General features: G+C 58.2%; 13 protein-coding genes and 4 tRNA genes. 13 read left to right on the top strand and 4 right to left on the bottom strand.

Going from position 1 to position 18776, the window contains the following annotated elements:
• Positions 1 to 199: 199 nt before the first annotated feature.
• Positions 200 to 1054 (bottom strand): bifunctional methylenetetrahydrofolate dehydrogenase/methenyltetrahydrofolate cyclohydrolase FolD, encoded by an 855-nt coding sequence (folD, locus tag NF676_RS17335; protein WP_016775338.1) that lies wholly within the window; start codon positions 1052 to 1054, stop codon positions 200 to 202.
• A gap of 275 nt (positions 1055 to 1329) precedes the next feature.
• Here folD and NF676_RS17330 point away from each other — a divergent pair.
• From NF676_RS17330 to NF676_RS17275, 11 genes are all read left to right on the top strand, one after another.
• A tRNA-Arg gene (locus NF676_RS17330) sits at positions 1330 to 1406 on the top strand.
• A gap of 32 nt (positions 1407 to 1438) precedes the next feature.
• Positions 1439 to 1514: transfer RNA gene (locus NF676_RS17325), tRNA-His, on the top strand.
• 57 nt (positions 1515 to 1571) lie between these two features.
• A tRNA-Leu gene (locus NF676_RS17320) sits at positions 1572 to 1656 on the top strand.
• A gap of 77 nt (positions 1657 to 1733) precedes the next feature.
• Positions 1734 to 1809 (top strand) — tRNA-His (locus NF676_RS17315).
• Between the two features lie 401 nt (positions 1810 to 2210).
• Positions 2211 to 3521 carry a trigger factor gene (gene tig / locus NF676_RS17310; protein ID WP_016775337.1) on the top strand — a complete coding sequence of 437 codons (1311 nt, stop codon included), beginning with the start codon at positions 2211 to 2213 and terminating at the stop codon, positions 3519 to 3521.
• 92 nt (positions 3522 to 3613) lie between these two features.
• Positions 3614 to 4249, top strand: coding sequence for an ATP-dependent Clp endopeptidase proteolytic subunit ClpP (gene clpP / locus NF676_RS17305; RefSeq protein ID WP_016775336.1), 636 nt, complete (start codon positions 3614 to 3616; stop codon positions 4247 to 4249).
• 112 nt (positions 4250 to 4361) lie between these two features.
• The gene (gene clpX / locus NF676_RS17300; protein WP_016775335.1) at positions 4362 to 5645 is read left to right on the top strand and encodes an ATP-dependent Clp protease ATP-binding subunit ClpX; all 1284 of its coding nucleotides are present in this window, start codon (positions 4362 to 4364) and stop codon (positions 5643 to 5645) included.
• 163 nt (positions 5646 to 5808) lie between these two features.
• On the top strand, positions 5809 to 8205 hold the full coding sequence (gene lon, locus NF676_RS17295; RefSeq protein WP_016775334.1) for an endopeptidase La: 2397 nt from the start codon (positions 5809 to 5811) through the stop codon (positions 8203 to 8205).
• A gap of 149 nt (positions 8206 to 8354) precedes the next feature.
• Positions 8355 to 8627: an HU family DNA-binding protein gene (locus tag NF676_RS17290; RefSeq protein WP_016775333.1), complete on the top strand. Its 273-nt coding sequence runs from the start codon at positions 8355 to 8357 to the stop codon at positions 8625 to 8627.
• Positions 8628 to 8854: 227 nt separating this feature from the next.
• The gene (locus NF676_RS17285; RefSeq protein WP_236168547.1) at positions 8855 to 10726 is read left to right on the top strand and encodes a SurA N-terminal domain-containing protein; all 1872 of its coding nucleotides are present in this window, start codon (positions 8855 to 8857) and stop codon (positions 10724 to 10726) included.
• 741 nt (positions 10727 to 11467) lie between these two features.
• A complete protein-coding gene (locus tag NF676_RS17275) occupies positions 11468 to 12322 on the top strand; it encodes a DUF2242 domain-containing protein (protein WP_252886453.1) in 855 nt (284 codons plus the stop codon).
• A gap of 386 nt (positions 12323 to 12708) precedes the next feature.
• On the opposite strand, the gene NF676_RS17270 is transcribed toward NF676_RS17275, so the two are convergent.
• Positions 12709 to 13749, bottom strand: coding sequence for an AraC family transcriptional regulator (locus NF676_RS17270; RefSeq protein WP_252886452.1), 1041 nt, complete (start codon positions 13747 to 13749; stop codon positions 12709 to 12711).
• Positions 13750 to 13752: 3 nt separating this feature from the next.
• Positions 13753 to 14883 carry a nitrilase-related carbon-nitrogen hydrolase gene (locus tag NF676_RS17265; protein ID WP_252886451.1) on the bottom strand — a complete coding sequence of 377 codons (1131 nt, stop codon included), beginning with the start codon at positions 14881 to 14883 and terminating at the stop codon, positions 13753 to 13755.
• 208 nt (positions 14884 to 15091) lie between these two features.
• On the opposite strand from NF676_RS17265, the gene NF676_RS17260 reads away from it, so the two are divergent.
• Together NF676_RS17260 and NF676_RS17255 are read left to right on the top strand one after the other, a co-directional pair.
• Complete coding sequence (locus tag NF676_RS17260; protein WP_252886450.1) at positions 15092 to 17131, top strand: NADPH-dependent 2,4-dienoyl-CoA reductase; 2040 nt, start codon at positions 15092 to 15094, stop codon at positions 17129 to 17131.
• A 125-nt stretch (positions 17132 to 17256) separates the two neighbouring features.
• A complete protein-coding gene (locus tag NF676_RS17255; RefSeq protein ID WP_252886449.1) occupies positions 17257 to 18180 on the top strand; it encodes a 1-aminocyclopropane-1-carboxylate deaminase/D-cysteine desulfhydrase in 924 nt (307 codons plus the stop codon).
• Between the two features lie 141 nt (positions 18181 to 18321).
• Here the strand turns inward: NF676_RS17255 and NF676_RS27595 are convergent, their stop codons facing one another.
• Positions 18322 to 18735 carry a collagen-like protein gene (locus NF676_RS27595; protein ID WP_290128309.1) on the bottom strand — a complete coding sequence of 138 codons (414 nt, stop codon included), beginning with the start codon at positions 18733 to 18735 and terminating at the stop codon, positions 18322 to 18324.
• Positions 18736 to 18776 lie beyond the last annotated feature (41 nt).

Below are 18776 nucleotides of genomic sequence, written 5' to 3'. Positions count from 1 at the left end.
TTAGTTTGTAACGGGTTATTTCTCAAAACCGGCGCATTTTAGGAGTATGGCTGAAGAACTGTCGATGGTTGTTTGTAAGACCTGAAAATCTCGTGAAAAGGCCTGTAAAAAGAGCGGTTTCCGGCGAACGGTTGAAGTTTTTTCTCAGGCACTAAAAACCCCGCACGAGGCGGGGTTCTGGTGCAGCGGAAAAATTCGATCAGACGTGCAGGGTTTCTGCGGCGTAGAGCGTGTTTTCCAGCAGGCAGGCGCGGGTCATCGGGCCAACGCCGCCCGGTACCGGGGTGATCCAGCCGGCGCGGGGCAGGGCGGTTTCGTAAACGACATCACCGACCAGTTTGCCGTCGTCCTGACGGTTGATGCCGACGTCGATCACGATCGCGCCTTCCTTGATCCACTCGCCCTTGACCAGGCCCGGCTTGCCGGCGGCAACGACCACCAGATCAGCGCGGCCGACGTGGCCCGCCAGATCCTTGGTGAAGCGGTGAGTCACAGTGACGGTGCAGCCGGCCAGCAGCAATTCCATGGCCATCGGGCGACCGACGATATTGGAGGCGCCCACGACTACCGCGTCCATCCCGTAAAGATCAGCGCCAGTGCTTTCCAGCAAGGTCATGATGCCTTTCGGGGTGCATGGGCGCAGCAGCGGAATACGCTGGGCCAGGCGGCCGACGTTGTACGGATGGAAACCGTCGACGTCTTTGTCCGGGCGGATGCGTTCCAGCAGCTTGGACGCGTCGAGGTGTTCGGGCAGAGGCAACTGCAGGAGAACGCCGTCGATAGCCGGATCGTCGTTGAGGCGATCGATCAGATCGGTCAGGGCGTCCTGAGTGGTGTCGGAGGGCAGGTCGTAGGCTTGAGAGAGGAAGCCAACCTCTTCACAGTCTTTACGCTTGTGCGAGACATAAACCTGAGAGGCAGGATCGCTGCCGACCAGGATCACCGCGAGGCCGGGCGTGCGCAGGCCTTGCTGGCGACGCTCGGCAACTCGTTGGGCGATCTGCTGGCGCAGGCTGGCGGCGATCGATTTGCCGTCGATTAGTTGTGCAGTCATTGCGCGTGATTAACCATCGAGAGGGGAAAAAATGAGAACGCATTCTCGCATGTCGAGCGGTGAGGGCAAAGGCGCTTGGTCAGCAAATTCCTCTAACTCCTTTAATTAAATGAATTTTTTTCAAAAAGGATTTGACGACCTTTGGAGCCCTCTATACTATTCGTCGCACTTGTCGGGCACAGCCTAGCACTGGTTAAGAAGGTGAGGCGGAATCAAGGTTCTGCGACACTGGAAAGCACTTAGTTTGTAGTCCTTTAAGAGTACAGATTAACAAGGCGCCCGTAGCTCAGCTGGATAGAGCATCCGCCTTCTAAGCGGATGGTCGCAGGTTCGAGTCCTGCCGGGTGCGCCATTAGGCAGCTTTGGCACAAGTAACGCGATATGGTGGGCGTAGCTCAGTTGGTAGAGCACGGGATTGTGACTCCCGTTGTCGTGGGTTCGATCCCCATCGTCCACCCCATATTTCGAAAGGCGCCAGATTTAACGGTCTGGCGCCTTTGCTTTAAAAGCTTCATCCGCGGATGTGGTGGAATTGGTAGACACACTGGATTTAGGTTCCAGCGCCGCGAGGCGTAAGAGTTCGAGTCTCTTCATCCGCACCAAATAAAGCTTCATCTGTGCCTAGGGCCTGATGAAGTTTCGACAAAGAAGTTGTTTGGCTTTTTTGTTACGCAATATGGTGGGCGTAGCTCAGTTGGTAGAGCACGGGATTGTGACTCCCGTTGTCGTGGGTTCGATCCCCATCGTCCACCCCATATTTCGAAAGGCGCCAGATTTAACAGTCTGGCGCCTTTTTTGTTTTAGCGGTTTCGAAATCCGGCCATGGCCGATTTCGAAGCGCAGGGCAGGGCACTTCATCGCTTTTAAAGGATCCGATGACGCTGAGCTGCTCGTCGTTCCGGTTTTGCCGGAACGCCTGTCGGGGCCTATCTGGTAGTTGCTTCTATATATTGAAGCGTTGTTGCAGAGCCCTGACGTGATCGCTTGTATTCGCCAGTGGAGTGCGCGGCATTCGTGCGGCGCTCCCTATAAATTGCCTGCTGTTTTTTTACCCGTTTCCAGTAGGGTGACTTCTTGAGTTTGACCCACTAGAATGCATGCCCTTGATTCTGGGGTCGGAAACGGCCGGCTAACGTCTGTGCAACGAGGAATATCCATGCAAGTTTCTGTTGAAAATACTACTGCTCTCGAGCGCCGCATGAGCGTCACCGTGCCGGCAGAGCGCATCGAGACTCAGGTCAACAAGCGTCTGCAGCAGACTGCCCAAAAGGCCAAAATTGCTGGCTTCCGTCCAGGCAAAGTGCCAATGAGCGAAATCAAGCGCCGTTTCGGTGCTGATGCGCGTCAGGAAGCGGTAGGCGACGTCATTCAGTCTTCCTTCTACGAAGCTGTGGTCGAGCAGAAGCTCAACCCTGCCGGTTCGCCTTCGATCGAGCCAAAGTCGCTCGAGGCGGGCAAGGATCTGGAATACGTTGCTGTATTCGAAGTCTTCCCTGAGTTCACCGTTGCTGGCTTCGAAGGCATCACCGTTGAGCGTCTGAGCGCTGAAGTGGCTGACGCTGATCTGGACAAAATGCTCGACATCCTGCGCAAGCAGAACACCCGTTTTGAAGTGGCCGACCGTGCTGCCCAGAACGAAGACCAGTTGAACATCGATTTCGTTGGCAAGGTTGACGGCGAAGTGTTCGCTGGCGGCTCCGCCAAGGGCACTCAGCTGGTACTGGGCTCCGGCCGTATGATCCCGGGCTTCGAAGAAGGCCTGGTTGGCGCTAAAGCCGGCGAAGAACGCGTTCTGAACCTGACCTTCCCTGAGGACTATCAGAACCTGGACCTGGCTGGCAAAACCGCCGAGTTCACCGTGACCGTCAACACTGTATCCGAGCCTAAGCTGCCTGAGCTGAACGAAGAGTTCTTCGCTCAATTCGGCATCAAGGAAAGCGGCATCGACGGCTTCCGCACCGAAGTTCGCAAGAACATGGAGCGTGAACTGCGTCAGGCAATCAAATCCAAGGTCAAGAATCAGGTAATGGACGGTCTGCTGGCCACCAACCCGATCGAAGTGCCAAAGGCTCTGCTGTCCAACGAAGTTGACCGTCTGCGCGTGCAGGCTGTTCAGCAGTTCGGCGGCAACATCAAGCCAGACCAACTGCCGGCCGAGCTGTTCGAAGAGCAAGCCAAGCGCCGCGTCGTGCTGGGCCTGATCGTTGCTGAAGTAGTCAAGCAGTTCGATCTGAAGCCTGATGAAGCTCGCGTTCGCGAAATGATTCAGGAAATGGCTTCCGCTTACCAGGAGCCAGAGCAGGTCGTATCGTGGTACTACAAAAACGAGCAGCAACTGAACGAAGTGCGTTCGGTTGTGCTGGAAGAACAAGTTGTGGATACTGTTCTGCAGAAAGCTAGTGTGACCGACAAATCGGTCTCCTACGAAGAAGCAGTCAAGCCGGTAGAAGCTCCAGCAGCCGACTGATTGATTTTGCGTTAGAAGTGCACACCATAAGCCAGCTCTCGAGCTGGCTTATGCGTATTCAAGACATAACTATTTGGGAGCGACTGCAGAGCATGTTCCGTAATTCTTATATTCAGCAGAACTCTGATATCCAGGCCGCCGGCGGCCTGGTCCCGATGGTTGTCGAGCAGTCCGCTCGTGGCGAACGCGCCTACGACATCTACTCGCGCCTGCTCAAGGAGCGAGTGATCTTTCTGGTGGGCCCGGTAGAGGACTACATGGCCAACCTGATCTGTGCGCAACTGCTGTTCCTTGAAGCGGAAAACCCGGACAAGGACATCCATCTGTACATCAACTCGCCGGGCGGTTCGGTGACTGCCGGCATGTCGATCTACGACACCATGCAGTTCATCAAGCCGAACGTGTCGACCACCTGCATCGGTCAGGCGTGCAGCATGGGCGCATTCCTGCTTACCGCAGGTGCACCGGGCAAGCGTTTCTGCCTGCCGAACTCTCGCGTGATGATTCACCAGCCACTGGGCGGTTTCCAGGGCCAGGCGTCGGACATCGAAATCCACGCCAAGGAAATCCTCTTCATCCGCGAGCGTCTGAACATGCTGATGGCCAAGCACAGCGGCCGTACTCTGGAAGAAATCGAGCGCGATACCAATCGCGACAACTTCATGAGTGCCGAAGCTGCGAAGGAATACGGCCTGATCGACGAAGTGATCAACCAGCGTCCAGCTTAATATAAGCAGCGCAAAACAGGCCTGATCGGCATGTCCGATCAGCGGCGGGCTTGAAAAAGCCCGCAATAGCCTTCATCTTGTGTTGCAAGCCTATCGGATTTGGATCGAACGAATGACTGACACCCGCAACGGCGAGGACAACGGCAAGCTGCTCTATTGCTCCTTCTGTGGCAAAAGCCAGCATGAAGTGCGCAAATTGATTGCCGGCCCCTCGGTCTTTATCTGCGACGAGTGCGTCGACCTGTGCAATGACATCATCCGCGAGGAGGTGCAGGAAGCACAGGCCGAAAGCAGCGCGCATAAATTGCCTTCGCCTAAAGAAATCAGCGGCATCCTTGACCAGTACGTCATTGGTCAGGAGCGTGCGAAAAAGGTTTTGGCCGTAGCGGTGTACAACCACTACAAGCGCCTGAACCAGCGTGACAAAAAGGCTGACGACGTCGAACTCGGCAAGAGCAACATCCTGCTGATCGGCCCGACAGGCTCCGGTAAAACCCTGCTGGCTGAAACACTGGCCCGCTTGCTGAACGTTCCGTTCACCATCGCTGACGCAACTACCCTCACCGAGGCCGGTTACGTGGGTGAAGATGTCGAGAACATCATTCAGAAGCTGCTGCAGAAGTGCGATTACGACGTAGAGAAAGCCCAGATGGGCATTGTCTACATCGACGAAATCGACAAGATTTCCCGCAAGTCCGACAACCCGTCGATCACCCGTGATGTTTCCGGTGAAGGCGTGCAGCAGGCCTTGCTCAAGTTGATCGAAGGCACGGTCGCTTCGGTACCGCCGCAAGGTGGCCGCAAGCATCCGCAGCAGGAGTTCCTGCAGGTCGACACCCGTAACATCCTGTTCATCTGCGGTGGTGCGTTCTCCGGCCTGGAAAAGGTCATTCAGAACCGTTCCACCAAAGGCGGCATCGGCTTCAACGCCGAAGTGCGCAGCAAGGAAGAAGGCAAGAAAGTCGGTGAATCCCTGCGTGAAGTCGAGCCTGACGATCTGGTCAAGTTCGGTCTGATCCCGGAATTCGTCGGTCGTCTGCCGGTCCTGGCGACACTGGACGAGCTCGACGAGGCTGCGCTGATGCAAATCCTCACCGAGCCGAAAAATGCTCTGACCAAACAGTATGCCAAGCTGTTCGAGATGGAAGGCGTGGATCTGGAATTCCGTTCCGACGCGCTGAAATCGGTCGCCAAGCGTGCCCTGGAGCGTAAAACCGGTGCCCGTGGCCTGCGTTCGATTCTCGAAGGTGTGCTGCTCGACACGATGTATGAGATCCCCTCGCAGTCCGAGGTGAGCAAAGTCGTGATCGATGAAAGCGTGATCGAAGGCAAGTCCAAGCCACTGTATATCTACGAAAACAGTGAGCCGACGGCCAAGGCAGCGCCGGACGCGTAAGCGTCCACCGCGCCGCAACAAAGAAGGGGCCTTCGGGCCTCTTTTTTTTTATGTCGATTTTTACACCCGCTTTGCGCTTGTTTTTTTTCGAGGCAGCCCCCATCTTGGTTTCAAGCTTAATTCCAACTGATTACGGCCATACGGCCGCCGTAGAGGCGAAATCATGAAGACAACCATCGAATTGCCTCTCCTGCCATTGCGTGATGTCGTGGTTTATCCGCACATGGTTATCCCGCTGTTCGTGGGGCGCGAGAAATCCATCGAAGCCCTCGAGGCAGCGATGACGGGTGACAAGCAGATTCTGCTGCTGGCCCAGAGAAACCCGGCTGACGATGATCCCGGTGAAGACGCTCTCTATCGCGTAGGTACGATTGCCACGGTACTGCAACTGCTGAAGCTGCCTGATGGCACCGTCAAGGTTCTGGTCGAAGGCGAGCAGCGTGGTACTGTCGAGCGCTTCAGCGAAGTCGATGGCCACTGCCGCGCCGAAGTTTCTCTGATCGAAGAAGTCGACGCCGCCGAGCGCGAGTCGGAAGTCTTCGTGCGCACGCTGCTGTCGCAGTTCGAACAATACGTTCAGCTGGGCAAGAAGGTTCCGGCTGAAGTCCTGTCGTCGCTCAACAGCATCGATGAGCCCGGTCGTCTGGTCGACACCATGGCCGCGCACATGGCGCTGAAAATCGAGCAGAAGCAGGAAATCCTCGAGATCATCGATCTGTCGGCGCGTGTCGAGCACGTGCTGGCGCTGCTGGATGCCGAAATCGACCTGCTCCAGGTTGAAAAACGCATTCGCGGTCGCGTCAAAAAGCAAATGGAGCGCAGCCAGCGCGAGTACTACCTGAATGAGCAGATGAAGGCCATTCAGAAAGAACTCGGTGACGGCGACGAAGGCCACAACGAAATCGAAGAGCTGAAAAAGCGCATCGATGCTGCCGGCCTGCCGAAAGACGCGCTGGCCAAGGCCACCGCTGAGCTGAACAAGCTCAAGCAGATGTCGCCGATGTCAGCTGAAGCCACTGTGGTGCGTTCCTACATCGACTGGCTGGTGCAGGTGCCGTGGAAGGCGCAGAGCAAAGTACGCCTCGACCTGGCCCGTGCAGAAGACATTCTCGACGCCGATCACTACGGCCTCGAAGAGGTCAAGGAGCGCATCCTTGAATACCTCGCCGTGCAGAAGCGCGTGAAGAAAATCCGTGGTCCGGTGTTGTGCCTGGTCGGTCCTCCAGGTGTGGGTAAAACCTCGCTGGCGGAATCGATTGCCCATGCCACCAATCGCAAATTCGTACGTATGGCCTTGGGCGGCGTGCGTGACGAAGCGGAAATTCGTGGTCACCGCCGGACCTACATTGGTTCGATGCCGGGAAGATTGATTCAAAAGATGACAAAAGTGGGCGTACGCAACCCGCTGTTCCTGCTCGATGAAATCGACAAGATGGGCAGCGACATGCGTGGCGACCCGGCTTCGGCGTTGCTGGAAGTGCTCGATCCCGAGCAAAACCACAACTTCAACGATCACTATCTTGAAGTCGATTACGACCTGTCCGATGTGATGTTCCTGTGCACCTCGAACTCGATGAACATCCCGCCAGCGCTGCTGGACCGGATGGAAGTCATCCGTCTGCCGGGTTACACCGAAGACGAGAAGATCAACATCGCTGTGAAATACCTCTCGCCGAAACAGATCGCCGCCAATGGTCTGAAGAAGGGCGAGCTGGAGTTCGATGAGGAAGCGATTCGCGACATCATCCGTTATTACACCCGTGAAGCGGGCGTGCGGGGCCTCGAGCGACAGATCGCCAAGGTCTGCCGCAAGGCAGTCAAAGAGCATGCGCTGGAAAAACGCTTCTCGGTAAAAGTGACAGCTGACCTGCTCGAGCATTTCCTCGGCGTGCGCAAGTTCCGCTACGGCCTGGCCGAGCAGCAGGATCAGGTGGGGCAGGTGACTGGCCTGGCGTGGACTCAGGTTGGCGGTGAATTGCTGACTATCGAAGCCGCAGTGATTCCGGGTAAAGGTCAACTGATCAAGACCGGTTCGCTCGGTGATGTGATGGTCGAATCGATCACTGCCGCACAGACCGTTGTGCGCAGCCGCGCCAAGAGCCTGGGCATCCCGCTGGACTTCCACGAGAAGCGCGACACGCACATTCACATGCCGGAAGGTGCTACGCCGAAAGACGGCCCAAGTGCTGGCGTCGGTATGTGCACGGCGTTGGTTTCGGCATTGACCGGTATTCCGGTGCGCGCCGATGTCGCCATGACCGGTGAGATCACTCTGCGTGGGCAAGTGCTGGCAATTGGCGGTTTGAAAGAAAAACTGCTGGCGGCTCACCGCGGCGGAATCAAGATTGTGATTATTCCGGAAGAAAACGTCCGCGATCTGAAGGAGATTCCTGACAATATCAAGCAGGATCTGCAGATCAAGCCGGTTAAATGGATTGACGAGGTCCTGCAAATTGCGCTGCAATACGCGCCGGAGCCCTTGCCGGATGTGGCTCCGGAGATAGTTGCCAAGGACGAAAAACGCGAGTCTGATGCCAAGGAAAGAATTAGTACGCATTAATACGTTTTAGCCTGGGGGGCTTTCCTTGACAGCATTTTAGAGCCCTTGTTATAAAGCGGCTCTTAAGTGTCTGTAGGCCATTCAGCACTCGTTTTTGCTTTCACCAAAAAACTTAGAAACATCTCAAAATAGATATAAGGGGACTTAGAGTGAACAAGTCGGAACTGATTGATGCTATCGCTGCATCCGCTGATATCCCGAAAGCTGCTGCTGGCCGTGCGCTGGACGCTGTAATCGAATCCGTCACTGGCGCTCTGAAGGCTGGCGACTCCGTTGTTCTGGTTGGTTTCGGTACTTTCTCCGTGACTGACCGTCCGGCTCGTACCGGTCGCAACCCGCAAACTGGCAAGTCTCTGGAAATCCCGGCTGCCAAGAAGCCAGGTTTCAAAGCCGGTAAAGCGCTGAAAGAAGCTGTTAACTGAGTTTCCAGGTTTTTACCCATCCGGGTCGGGGTCAAGCCTGACTTGGCAGCGGAGCGGTAGAGCAGGTGGCTGGAACAGGCATCTGTAACGCCGGGATCGAGGGTTCGAGCCCTGTCCGCTCCGCCAGTTACGAGAAGGCGCATCCTCGGATGCGCCTTTCTTCTATCCGGATTCTACCCACGCTCCACGGTTGCCTAAATTGAAGTTCAACCGTTTCTGGGGGACGCATGCTGCAAAATATCAGGGACAATTCACAAGGCTGGATTGCCAAGACCATTATCGGGGTCATCGTTGCACTGATGGCCCTGACCGGTTTCGATGCCATTTTCCAGGCCACGACTCACAAGAACGAGGCGGCCAAGGTCAATGGTGACGAAATCAGCCAGAACGAGCTGAGCCAGGCCGTTGATATGCAACGCCGTCAGCTGATGCAACAGCTGGGCAAGGACTTCGATGCGTCCTTGCTCGACGAAAAAATGCTGCGCGAATCGGCGCTCAAAGGCCTGATCGACCGCAAGTTGCTGCTGCAAGGCGCCGAACAGGCGAAGTTCTCGTTCTCCGAAGCCGCGCTGGATCAAGTGATCCTGCAGACGCCTGAATTCCAGGTCGACGGCAAGTTCAGCTCCGAGCGCTTCGACCAGGTGATCCGTCAACTGGGCTACAGCCGCATGCAGTTCCGTCAGATGCTGGCTCAGGAAATGCTTATCGGCCAGTTGCGCGCTGGTGTTGCCGGCAGCGGTTTCGTCACCGACGCCGAAGTGCTGGCTTTTGCCCGTCTGGAAAAACAGACCCGTGATTTCGCCACTCTTAACGTCAAGGCCGACCCGGCTGCGGTCAAGCTGACCGATGACGAGGTCAAGGCTTACTACGACGAGCACGCCAAGGAATTCATGACGCCGGATCAGGTGATCATCGATTACGTCGAGCTGAAGAAATCGTCGTTCTTCGATCAGGTTGCGGTCAAGGATGAAGATCTTGAGGCGGCTTACCAGAAAGAGATCGCCAACCTGTCGGAACAGCGTCGTGCCGCGCACATCCTCATCGAAGTGAACGACAAGACTACCGAAGCGCAGGCAAAGGCGAAGATCGACGAAGTCCAGGCGCGTCTGGCCAAGGGCGAGAAGTTCGAAGCGTTGGCCAAGGAATTCTCGCAGGATCCGGGTTCCGCCAACAATGGTGGTGACCTTGGTTATGCCGGTCCTGGCGTTTACGACCCGGCTTTCGAAAAAGCGCTGTACTCCTTGTCGAAAGACCAGGTGTCCGAGCCGATTCGTACCGACTTCGGTTATCACCTGATCAAGCTGTTGGGCGTGGAAGCGCCTGAAGTGCCGACCCTGGCCAGCCTGAAAGACAAGCTGACCCGCGAGCTGAAAGCCGCTCAGGTCGAGCAGCGTTTTGTTGAGGCGACCAAACAACTGGAAGACTCGGCGTTCGAAGCTTCTGACCTGGCGCAGCCAGCAGCGGATCTGAAACTGACTGTGCACACTTCCAAGCCGTTCGGCCGTGAAGGTGGCGAAGGTGTTGCAGCCAACCGTGCCGTGGTCACTGCCGCGTTCAGTCCGGAAGTGATTGATGAAGGTGCCAACAGCACCGCCATCGAGCTGGACCCGGAAACCGTGATCGTGCTGCGGGCCAAGGAGCATCTCAAGCCTGCGCAATTGCCACTGGAAAGCGTGAGCGCGGCGATCCGCACTCAGTTGACCAAGGAGCATGCCAGTGCCGAGGCCAAGACCCGTGCCGAGAAGCTGATCGCTGATCTGCGCGACGGCAAGGCGCCGCTGGACAAGGCCATCGATGGCCAGAACTGGAAGATCACCGAAGCGGCCACCCGTGGTCAGGAAGGGGTTGATCCGGCTGTGCTGCAGGCACTGTTCCGTATGCCGAAGCCGGCTGCCAAGGACAAGCCGACGTTCTCCAGCGTTACCTTGCCGGATGGCAGCCTGATGGTGGTGCGCCTCAACGGTGTTAACGAAGCTGCTGCGCCTACTGATGAAGAGAAGGCGCAATATCGTCGCTTCCTGGCTTCCCGTGAAGGGCAGCAGGACTTTGCGGCGTATCGCAAGCAACTGGAAGCTGAGGCGAAGATCGAGCGGTTCTGATCTTTTGACTGACGTTTGAAGGAGCCCCGGCCTGGTTGGTCGGGGCTTTTTTGTTTTTTGGGCGTGGCGGCCTTTGGGCCGGCCATGCTCTGGGTGGTTTGGGTGAATATCCGTTTCTTCGGGTGCGGCGGCTGGCGGTTTCGCCCTTACGGCGAGGCACTTTTTCCAGACGCCGAAAAAGTACCCAAAAAGGCTTGCTCCTACGTTCGGCCCTCGCAGGCTCGGGTTCCTTCGCTGCGGGATCGATCCGGGCGCAGCGGCTCCGGTTTGCTTCGCTGCACCTCCTTCCGCTGTGTCTGGCTGCGCCAGACGGTCGCTGCGCTCCCACGCCCGGATCAATCCCTCCACTCAGCCTTCCGACGTCGCCGGTGGATCAAAAGCAAGATCAGAAGCACTCGAGCTTGCGCTCATTGTGTAGGAGCTGCCGAAGGCTGCGATCTTTTGCTTTTGCCTTTCTGTGGGAGCGAGCCTGCTCGCGAAGGCGGCTTGGCAGCCGACCTGATCTTGAGTTTTTACCTTTCTTTTGCTTTAGAACACGCCGGTCGGTTCTGGGGTGTTATGGCCGTCGAGCCGACAAGCCATGGCGAAATTGCGCGCGTTGATCGATCATTTGTCCACGCGGCTTTTTCCTGACGGCCATGACCGGTAAAGTTGTAACCGATTCTTGACACTATTCCATGCGCCATGGGGCAACGATCTGTTGCACAATACGCCCCGGACTGTTTTCCCTCAGGATGTTCAATGTTGATTTCCACTCCCATGCGTGTTGTCGGGCTGGCGCTGTTATTGACTGCGGTGGCCGGTTGTTCGAAGGACAAGCCGATCTATGAGCATGAGAACTTCGATGACTCCGGCACCTTTTCGCGCAATTACCCGGTAACCGACACCGCCAGTTGCGAAGCGGCCCGGCGCGCGTTGCTCAGTCAGGGCTACATCATTACCAGCAGTGATCCGAAGCTGGTCAGCGGGCACAAGAGCTTCCAGCAGACCGGCGAGACGCACCTCGAGATCAGCTTCAACGTGGTCTGCGCCGAAGATGGCAGCGCCGGGCATCATGCGACGGTGTTCGCCAACGCCTTGCAGGACCGTTATGCGCTGAAGAAGACCAACAACTCGGCCAGCCTCGGGGTTGGTGTGTTGGGCTCGGTGTCGATGCCGATCGGCTCCTCGGACGACTCGATGGTCAAGGTCGCCAGTGAGACGGTCATTGCGCAGAAGTTCTACGAGCGTTTCTTCACGCTGGTGGAGCAGTTCCTGCCCGCCGATGCGAAGAAAGCTGCACACATCGAAGAAAAGCCGAAAACCGATCTTGGTGTGCCAGAACCAAAAGCGGCACCTGCACCTGCGCCTCTGGCGCCGACACCTGCAGCGGAACCGGTCCCCGTGCCGGCTGCGGAAACTGCACCGGCCCCGGTTGAAACCGCGCCAGTGAGTTCCGAACCGATGGTGCCCCCAGCGGAGTCGACGCCGATTACGCCTGCGCCAGCGCCCGTGGAAGAGCCAGCGCCGGCCAGCGAAACCATCACTCCGCCGACCAACCCGGATATTCCGCCACCATCCGAGCCGATTCCGGCGATGCCGGCTTCGGGCCAATAAGAAACCAAGCGAAACCCTGTGGGAGCGAGCCTGCTCGCGAAGCGGTGTATCAGTCGACAGATGATTAGACTGACACACCGCTTCGCGAGCAGGCTCGCTCCCACAGTGGTTTTCGGGTTGGCTTAAAATCTGGTAACACACCTGCGGCATCATCGCCGCGATAAATCCCCAACCACCTGCTACGTTTTATTCATGAAGGCAGCGTTTCACTTTTCCTTCACACGGGCACTTTATGCTCGGGGCACAGGTCGATTGATCAGGCCATTTTCATAGCGAGCAGTTGGGGGATTCATACGATGGATGAGTATCAGGAAGAACTGCTTGAATACCAGGCCTTTGAACTGGATCAACCAGAACCGGCTGACGACGCGACGGAACTCTGAGCTTCAGGCCCCCGAGCGGTAATTTCGTCGGGATTCGCCGGGCGTCTGCCCGCTCCAGCGCTTGAATGCGCGTTGGAAGGCTTCAGCTGAGGCGAAGCCCAGCAGGTAGGCGATTTCGCCGAATGCCAGTTCGGTGTCGCGGATGTAGGTCATCGCCAGGTCGCGGCGTGTGTCATTGAGGATCGCGCGAAATTGCGTGCCTTCCTCAGTGAGCTTGCGGCGCAAGGTCCAGGTCGGCAGTTTCAGGCGTGCCGCGACTTCTTCAAGATCCGGCTCGCGGCCGCCGTTGAGCAGCGGGCCGAGCAACTGAGTGATGCGCTCGCGCAGGCTGCGGGTGCGGGTCAGTTGTTCCAGCTCCCGCTCGCACAATTGCAGCAGATGTCGCCAGGTGCTCGGGCAATGTTCAGAGTTGCGCAGGGCGAGGCTGCTCAGGCTCAGGCGCAGTTGGTTGCGCTCGGCGCTGAACTGGATCGGGCAGTCACCGAGCATTGTGTAGGCGTCGCGGTAATACGGCGCTTCGAATTCGATTTCGATTCTCTCGGCGCGCAACGTTTCGCCGCAAAGGCTCGACAACTGATGCAGCCAGCCGGCGAGGATCGAGTCGACCACGAAGCGGTTATAGGCGTTGTATGGGCTGATCGAGTAGAAGCGCAACCAGGCACCGTTGGCATCTTCATGAAAACTGGACTGCCCGCGATAGTTCGAGCCGTAAAGCGGCTCGAAGCGCGTCAGGCAGCGGGCCGCTTCACGCACGGTGGGTGCTTGCGCCGCAGTGATGCCGGCCAGACCGGCTTGATTCAAGCGGATCATTCGGCCCATGCGCAGGCCCAGGGCCGGGTCGCCGGTGAGTTGAATCGCCGCATGGCCCAGGCGCATGTAACGCGGGATCGACAATCGCGCCCCGGCCTCGGCCAGTCGCGCTGCATCAAGGCCATATTGTTCAAGCAGAGGCAGCGGATCGACGTCGTGGCTGCGCACGGCGTCGGCCAGACTATGGACGAAACCCACCGACAGATCCCCGAGGCGCATCGGCTGCGGCTTCATGGTTTACAGCCAGACGTTCAGCAAGCGCGCACCACGGGCCTCGCCATCGGCGAACTGCTGGCCGTTGCTGCTGAGGAAGCTTGTGCCGGTACTCGACTTGTCCCAGAACTGCCCGCGCATGAACACACTGACCCCGGCAATCGCGCGGCTGCTCGGTGGTTGTGCGGTGAGGGTCAATCGGTGCCAGGCCTGACCTTCGCTGAGGTCGCCGGGCTTGAGGCTGACCGAGCCCGGCGTGCTCGAGCCCTTGTAGCCACGCCATGGCTTGTCCCAGGCGCCTTGGCCGATAACCTGCGCCGGCACGGCCACCAGTTGCGCGCCTTGCTCATCGAGGGTGCGGTAGTTGCCGGGGTACCAGCTGTCACTGCCGATCAGGATGCCCAGGCGTCCGGCCGGTGTGTCGACGACCTGTATGGCGTGTTTGTCTTCGGCTTGAATCACACCTTGCTGATCAAAGATCGGATGCATCTGCCGCTGCGGCTGGCCCAACGGTACGCCGTCGCGACCAAACACCACGCTGCTGTTGAACAGGGCGCCGCTGCCGGGCTTGAGCCGGCCGTCGCGGATGCTTGGCTCCGGCAGCACGATGGAACCGGCCACCAGGGTGACCTGGAACTCCTTGGCCAGACCTCCGAACAGCGCCTGGTAATCCTTGGCCATGGCCTTCGCTTTCATCCGCAGATAAGCGTCATCCAGGCGTTGCTCGCCCTTGGCCCGCAGCCACGCTCGGGCAAACAGCAGTGGATTGCTCGCCGCCAGCCAGTTCATTGCCTCCGCCAGCGTTGGCGCCTGATACAACTCGTCTTTCTCGCCGCTGATCATCAGCCAGGTGCCGACGTGCTCGGGCAACACCACCACGGTTTTTTCGTTGAGCAAGCCCTGATCGCGGGCCTGCTGCAGATACGCCGCGAGTTTGCGGTGCAGGCGTGCGGAGCTTTGGTAATCGGTGGGGAACAATTCGGGCTGGATGCCGAGCAGATTGCCACGGTCGCCGGGCGTGCCCTGATTGACGGCGAGCTTGATGCGCAGGTCCGACAGGTAATGTCCCGCCGGCCGGTCTGCCGCCCACATGGCATAGGTGGTCAGGACGGCAACGAGGGCCATGGAGAAAAACAGATACAGAAGTTTGCGCATGAAAACCAACAACAGCCGGGTACAGGATGTGGCGACTAGGGTAGGGCTCATGGCCCGGGTTGCCAAGGGGCGCTGCGCATTTGGATCAATAACTTGTCAGTTACGGTCATTGAGTGACAGCGGTGCGACTCTTAGTCTGTCGAACATGACTGACGGGGGACGCAGAGCTCCCGCAATTTTTCCGTGATCGCTCGTTGTGGAGTTACCGATGACCGCCGCTCATTACCCGCATCTGCTGGCCCCGCTGGACCTGGGATTCACCACGCTGCGCAACCGTACCCTGATGGGCTCGATGCACACTGGCCTTGAAGAAAAGCCGGGTGGCTTCGAGCGCATGGCGGCGTACTTCGCCGAACGTGCCCGTGGCGGTGTCGGCCTGATGGTCACTGGCGGCATCGGCCCGAATGACGAGGGCGGGGTGTATTCCGGCGCGGCCAAGCTCACAACTGAAGAAGAGGCGCTCAAGCACCGCATCGTCACCCGCGCGGTGCACGAGGCGGGCGGCAAGATCTGCATGCAGATTCTTCACGCCGGGCGTTACGCCTACAGCCCGAAACAAGTAGCACCGAGCGCGATTCAGGCGCCGATCAACCCGTTCAAGCCCAAAGAGCTGGACGAAGAGGGCATCGAAAAGCAGATCAGCGATTTCGTCACCTGCTCGGTATTGGCGCAAACCGCCGAATACGACGGCGTCGAGATCATGGGCTCGGAAGGTTACTTCATTAACCAGTTCCTCGCCGCGCACACGAATCACCGCACCGACCGCTGGGGTGGCAGCTACGAAAACCGCATGCGCCTGCCGGTAGAAATTGTCCGTCGTGTGCGCGAAGCGGTCGGGCCGAATTTCATTATCATCTTCCGCCTGTCGATGCTCGATCTGGTCGAAGGTGGCAGCACCTGGGATGAAATCGTCATGCTGGCCAAAGCCATCGAGCAGGCCGGTGCGACCATCATCAACACTGGTATCGGCTGGCACGAAGCGCGGATTCCGACCATCGCCACCAAGGTGCCGCGTGCAGCGTTCAGCAAGGTTACGGCCAAGTTGCGCGGCTCGGTGAGCATCCCGCTGATCACGACCAACCGCATCAATACCCCGGAAATTGCCGAGCAGATTCTTGCCGAGGGCGATGCCGACATGGTCTCCATGGCCCGACCATTCCTCGCCGATCCGGATTTCGTCAACAAAGCCGCCGAAGGCCGCGCCGACGAAATCAACACCTGCATCGGCTGCAACCAGGCGTGCCTCGACCACACCTTTGGCGGCAAGCTCACCAGTTGCCTGGTCAACCCGCGCGCCTGCCACGAAACCGAACTCAATTACCTGCCGGTGCAGCAGATCAAGAAAATCGCCGTGGTCGGTGCCGGCCCTGCAGGCTTGTCTGCCGCCACCGTGGCCGCCGAGCGCGGTCATCAGGTGACGTTGTTCGATTCGGCCAGTGAGATCGGTGGCCAGTTCAACATTGCCAAGCGCGTGCCGGGCAAGGAGGAATTTTTCGAAACCCTGCGCTACTTCAACCGCAAGCTGCAAACCACCAATGTCGAGGTGTGCCTGAACACCCGCGTCGACGTGGCCAAGTTGGTTGAGGGCGGCTACGACGAAATCATTCTCGCCACCGGTATCGCCCCGCGCGTGCCGGCGATTCCGGGCATCGAAAATGCCAAGGTGCTGAGTTATCTGGATGTGATCCTCGAGCGCAAACCGGTCGGCAAGCGTGTCGCGGTAATCGGTGCAGGCGGGATCGGTTTCGATGTCTCGGAATTTCTCGTTCATCAAGGCGTGGCCACCAGTCTGGATCGCGCGGCGTTCTGGAAAGAGTGGGGCATCGACACGCAACTGGAGGCCCGTGGTGGTGTGGCGGGAATCAAAGCGGCACCGCATGCGCCGGCCCGTGAGGTGTTCCTGTTGCAGCGCAAGAAAACCAAGGTCGGCGACGGTCTGGGCAAAACCACCGGCTGGATTCATCGCACCGGTCTGAAGAACAAGCAGGTGCAGATGCTCAACAGCGTCGGATACCTGAGCATCGATGACCAAGGCTTGCACATTCGCATCGGCGAATCCGGCGAGCCGCAACTGCTGGCAGTGGACAACATCGTGATCTGCGCGGGGCAGGATCCGTTGCGTGAATTGCACGACGGTCTGGTTGAAGCCGGGCAGAACGTGCACTTGATCGGCGGCGCGGATGTGGCGGCGGAGCTGGACGCCAAGCGGGCGATCAATCAAGGTTCGCGGCTGGCGGCTGAGTTGTAAACACATTCCGTAGGAGCTGCCGAAGGCTGCGATCTGTTGATCCTGATTTCAAAAGCAAGATCAAAAGATCGCAGCCTGCGGCAGCTCCTACTAGTATGTGGTCTTTTCCAGATTGTGCAGTGCCCATGCTTTTGCCTCCCCCCAACTGGCTACCCCCGGCCCCTCTCGAACCGCTCTATCTGGACTGGCTTGCAGTTGCCGGCATAGAGGTCGCGATCCTGCGCCTGGACCGCATCGACCCGCTGATCAGCGGCAACAAGTGGTTCAAACTCGTCGAACACCTCAAAGCCGCCGAGCGTGCCGGCGCCGAGGGCATCATCAGCCTCGGCGGTGCGCATTCCAATCACCTGCATGCGCTGGCGGCGGCGGGCAAACGGCTGGGTTTCAAAACCATGGGACTGCTGCGCGGGCACCCGCAGGACACGCCGACAGTGCGAGATCTGCAAGCGTTCGGCATGCAGTTGCATTGGCTGGGTTACGCCGGCTATCGCGCGCGGCACGAAGCGGGATTCTGGGTACCGTGGCACGCGCAATATCCGACGCTGCATGCAGTGCCCGAGGGCGGTGGTGGCGTGGCCGGCGCACTGGGTTGCGCAGCGATCAGGCAGCAAGCCGAAGAGCAATTGGCCAAGCTGGGCTGGGATGATTTCGACGCCTGGTGGCTGGCCTGTGGCACCGGCACGACACTGGCCGGGCTGGCGCTCGCCGAGCAAGGCAAGCGCGCGGTGTACGGTGCTCTGGCGGTACCGGATGATCACGGCGTAGCGCCGAACATCGAGTCGATCCTCGCGCCCGCCACCGAGCCTGCGGCGGGCTATCAACTGATCGACGCCAGCCGTGGTGGTTTCGCCAAAGTTGATGAGGCGTTGCTGACCTTCATCGATCAGACCGAGCAAACCAGCGGCATCCCTTTGGAACCGCTGTACACCGGCAAGGCCTTGCTGGCGCTCAAGCAGCATGTCGAAGCAGGCGAATTTGCCATCGGCACGCGTCTGATCTTTATCCACACGGGGGGCTTGCAGGGGCGACGCGGATTTGCAATGACATAGCCGATGGACGCGATCAGTACATGCCAGCGTTTCGGCGTAATGATATTTGCAACACACAAAAGTCTGATTTGTACGGTTTATTATTTCTGCTTATTTAAAGTTGTTGGTGTGCGTTGATCTGTGGGCGTAACTCTATGTTGCTTATATCTTGTAGGTTCTTTTGATTTGAATAGTTTGTTGTGCGTGATTATTGTTGGTTCGGCTCTTTAGTTTGTTATTAAAGATCATAATTATATTTGTAAATTTGAGTGTGAATATGAAAAGTCCGATCTCCAAGCCTCGCCCCACTACCACTACACCAAAGCCAGTGGCGCCGACCAAACCCGTAGCACCGACCAAACCAGTGGCACCAACCAAGCCAGTAGCACCAACCAAACCGGTAGCGCCGACCAAGCCGGTAGCGCCAACCAAGCCAGTAGCACCAACCAAACCGGTAGCGCCGACCAAGCCGGTAGCGCCAACCAAGCCAGTAGCACCAACCAAACCGGTAGCGCCGACCAAGCCGGTAGCGCCAACCAAGCCAGTAGCACCAACCAAACCGGTAGCGCCGACCAAGCCAGTGGCGCCAACCAAGCCAGTAGCACCGACCAAACCGG

The sequence above is a fragment of the Pseudomonas siliginis genome (assembly GCF_024072275.1).
GTDB classification, from domain to species: Bacteria; Pseudomonadota; Gammaproteobacteria; order Pseudomonadales; family Pseudomonadaceae; genus Aquipseudomonas; species Aquipseudomonas siliginis.
This window is presented reverse-complemented; position numbering and strand designations above follow the sequence as displayed.

Bases quoted from the DNA above. Each gene is read 5' to 3' on its own strand.
- folD (WP_016775338.1), bottom strand. From the start codon at position 1,054: ATGACTGCACAACTAATCGACGGCAAATCGATCGCCGCCAGCCTGCGC.
- tig (WP_016775337.1), top strand. From the start codon at position 2,211: ATGCAAGTTTCTGTTGAAAATACTACTGCTCTCGAGCGCCGCATGAGC.
- clpP (WP_016775336.1), top strand. From the start codon at position 3,614: ATGTTCCGTAATTCTTATATTCAGCAGAACTCTGATATCCAGGCCGCC.
- clpX (WP_016775335.1), top strand. From the start codon at position 4,362: ATGACTGACACCCGCAACGGCGAGGACAACGGCAAGCTGCTCTATTGC.
- lon (WP_016775334.1), top strand. From the start codon at position 5,809: ATGAAGACAACCATCGAATTGCCTCTCCTGCCATTGCGTGATGTCGTG.
- NF676_RS17285 (WP_236168547.1), top strand. From the start codon at position 8,855: ATGCTGCAAAATATCAGGGACAATTCACAAGGCTGGATTGCCAAGACC.
- NF676_RS17275 (WP_252886453.1), top strand. From the start codon at position 11,468: ATGTTGATTTCCACTCCCATGCGTGTTGTCGGGCTGGCGCTGTTATTG.
- NF676_RS17270 (WP_252886452.1), bottom strand. From the start codon at position 13,749: ATGAAGCCGCAGCCGATGCGCCTCGGGGATCTGTCGGTGGGTTTCGTC.
- NF676_RS17265 (WP_252886451.1), bottom strand. From the start codon at position 14,883: ATGCGCAAACTTCTGTATCTGTTTTTCTCCATGGCCCTCGTTGCCGTC.
- NF676_RS17260 (WP_252886450.1), top strand. From the start codon at position 15,092: ATGACCGCCGCTCATTACCCGCATCTGCTGGCCCCGCTGGACCTGGGA.
- NF676_RS17255 (WP_252886449.1), top strand. From the start codon at position 17,257: ATGCTTTTGCCTCCCCCCAACTGGCTACCCCCGGCCCCTCTCGAACCG.